Annotated in this window: 2 protein-coding genes; both read left to right on the forward strand. The window is 73.1% G+C overall.

The genetic code is table 11. The features are described 5' to 3' along the window. Window positions 1–40: 40 nt before the first annotated feature. Complete coding sequence (locus FNX44_RS26050) at window positions 41–1153, forward strand: PLP-dependent cysteine synthase family protein (protein WP_228450252.1); 1113 nt, start codon at window positions 41–43, stop codon at window positions 1151–1153. After that, on the forward strand, window positions 1150–2454 hold the full coding sequence (locus tag FNX44_RS26055) for an MDR family MFS transporter (RefSeq protein ID WP_143651432.1): 1305 nt from the start codon (window positions 1150–1152) through the stop codon (window positions 2452–2454). Before FNX44_RS26050 ends, FNX44_RS26055 begins: the two co-directional genes overlap by 4 nt. The last annotated feature ends 71 nt before the right edge of the window (window positions 2455–2525 follow it).

The raw sequence follows: 2525 nt of genomic DNA on the forward strand, positions 1-2525 counted from the left end.
CCGCACCTCCACCCTCCACGCCGCCGCCCCGGCCCAGGGACTGCCCGGCCTGGTCGGCAACACGCCCGTGCTGCACGTCTCCGAACCCCTGGCCGCGGCCGGCCGCGGGTTCTGGGCCAAGCTCGAGGGCTTCAACCCCGGCGGCATCAAGGACCGCCCGGGGCTGCACATGGTCGAGCGCGCCCGAGCCCGCGGCGACCTGCGGCCCGGCGGCCGGATCATCGAATCCACCAGCGGCACGCTCGGCCTGGGCCTGGCCCTGGCCGGGATGGTGCACGGCCACCCGGTCACCCTGGTCACCGATCCGGGGCTGGAGAGGTCCATGACCCAACTGCTGACCGCCTACGGCGCGCGGGTCAACGTCGTCTCCGAGCCCCACCCGACCGGCGGCTGGCAGCAGGCCCGCCGCGACCGGGTCGCCCAACTGCTCACGCGGCACAGCGACTCGTGGTGCCCGGACCAGTACAACAACCCCGACAACACCACGGCCTACACCCCGCTGGCCCTGGAACTGGCCGCCCAACTGGGGCACATCGACGTCCTGGTGTGCAGCGTCGGAACAGGCGGGCACTCCGCCGGCGTCTCCCGCGTGCTGCGACAGCTCTACCCCGGGCTGACGTTGGTCGGGGTGGACACCGTCGGTTCGACGATCTTCGGGCAGCCCGCCCGGCCCCGGCTGATGCGCGGCCTCGGGTCGAGCATCCACCCCCGCAACGTCGCCTACGACAACTTCGACGAGGTGCACTGGGTCGCCCCGTCCGAGGCCGTGTGGACCTGCCGTCAGCTCGCCGCCTCCCACTACGCCACCGGCGGCTGGAGCGTGGGCGCCGTCGCTCTGGTGGCCGGCTGGCTGGCCCGTACCCTGCCCGCCGACGCCAGGATCGCGGCGATCTTCCCCGACGGCCCGCAGCGCTACCTCGGCACGGTCTACGACGACGACTACTGCGCCGCCCACGGCCTGCTCGAGTCCCCGCCCGCACCGGAACCGGACGTGATCGGCCGACTGGACGAGAAGGAGGTCACCCGCTGGACGCGGTGCGGCGCGGTCGTCGACCCGCTCGCCGTCGCGGAGGTGCCCGAGGACGGGAAGCACGAGACGGCCGCAGCCGCCGCGGTGGCCGGCGGCACCGAGGAGCGGGAGGAGGACCGATGAGGGGCACCTTCGCGCAGGTCCGCTCCTACGAACGCGGCGTCCAGCTGTTGATGGTGAACCAGTTCAGCATCAACCTCGGCTTCTTCATGCTGATGCCGTACCTCGCGACGCACCTGTCCGGGACGCTCGGGCTGGCCGGCTGGCTGGTCGGACTCATCCTGGGAGTGCGCAACTTCAGTCAGCAGGGCATGTTCCTGGTGGGCGGAACGCTGGCCGACCGGCTCGGCTACAAGCCGATGATCATCGCCGGTCTGGTGCTGCGCGTCGTCGGCTTCGCGACCCTCGGGCTCGTCGACTCCGTACCGGCCCTGCTCGCCGCCTCCGCCGCCACCGGCCTCGCCGGGGCCCTGTTCAACCCGGCGGTGCGGGCCTACCTCGCCGCGGACGCGGGCGAGCGGCGGGTCGAGGCGTTCGCCCTGTTCAACGTCTTCTACCAGGCCGGAATCCTGCTCGGCCCGCTCGTCGGGATGCTGCTCACCGGCGTCGACTTCCGTGTCACCTGCCTGGCCGCGGCCGGCATCTTCGCCCTGCTGAGCATCGTGCAGATCCGCGCCCTGCCCGCCCGTCGGGCGAGCGACCCCGCGCCCCGGGCGGACGGCACGCGGGAGAGCGTGCTGTCGCAGTGGCGCGGCATCCTGACGAACCGGCGGTTCCTCCTCTTCTCCACCGCCATGATCGGCTTCTACGTCATGCAGTTCCAGGTCTACCTCTCCCTGCCGCTGGAGGTACGGCGCCTCGGCGGAGAGGGGAACTTCGGCATCGCGGCGGTGGCCGTGCTCTTCGCCGTCTCCGGCCTGAGCACCATCCTGTTCCAGACCAGGGTCACCGCCTGGTGCAGGGCCCGGATGGAACCCGGCCGGGCGCTGGCCTGGGGCCTGCTCACGATGGGCGTGTCGTTCGTCCCCCTGCTGGCCGCCACGGCCGTACCGGTACCGGCCGGCGGGCTCGGGCTGTGGCTGCTCGCCGCCGCGCCGCCCACACTCGCGGCGTTGCTGCTGGCCGTCGGCACGATGATCGCCTACCCGTTCGAGATGGACACCGTCGTCCGACTTTCCGGCGACCGGCTCGTCGCCACCCACTACGGGCTGTACAACACCATCTGCGGCATCGGCATCACCCTCGGGAACCTGCTCACCGGAGCCGCCCTCGACGCCGCCCGCGCGGCGGGCGTGTCCGCGCTGCCCTGGCTCGCGCTGAGCACCCTCGGCCTGGTCTGCGCGGCCGCCCTCCACGTGCTGCACCGCACCGGCCGGCTGAAGCCACCCGCGCCCCGGGCCCACTCCGAACCGGCGACCACCTGACCACCACCGCCTGACGGCGGCCCGCGGCGGAAGCGCCGGCGGGCCGCCGTCAGGCGGTGGTGGTCAGGTCG

It is taken from the genome of Streptomyces alkaliterrae, assembly GCF_007097205.2.
Taxonomy (GTDB): domain Bacteria; phylum Actinomycetota; class Actinomycetes; order Streptomycetales; family Streptomycetaceae; genus Streptomyces; species Streptomyces alkaliterrae.